The organism is Aquisphaera insulae (assembly GCF_011064615.1).
GTDB classification, from domain to species: domain Bacteria; phylum Planctomycetota; class Planctomycetia; order Isosphaerales; family Isosphaeraceae; genus Aquisphaera; species Aquisphaera insulae.
Genome location: NZ_JAALJH010000302.1, coordinates 1 through 226 on the forward strand (window position 1 = coordinate 1; position 226 = coordinate 226).

At 66.4% G+C, this 226-nt stretch carries 1 protein-coding gene; it reads right to left on the bottom strand.

The annotated features are described in order from the left end of the window. On the bottom strand, positions 1-226 hold a 226-nt coding region (locus G6O54_RS37215), incomplete at both ends, for a hypothetical protein (RefSeq protein WP_165236260.1).

Below are 226 nucleotides of genomic sequence, written 5' to 3' on the forward strand. Positions count from 1 at the left end.
TGCACCCACACCGACTGATCCGCGTGAATGTCCCCGCTCAGCGTCGTGCCACCGCCCGTGATGAATGAGCCAGCACCAGCGGTCGGCAACAGCGCCAGGCCGCCGTTGTAGATCGTGATGGCCCCGACCACCTCGCCGCCCGCGAACGTCAGCGAACCTTGACTGACGTAGGTCGCCGCATTGGCCGTGAACGTCCCGCCGTCCAGGTTCACGACCGGCGAATTGC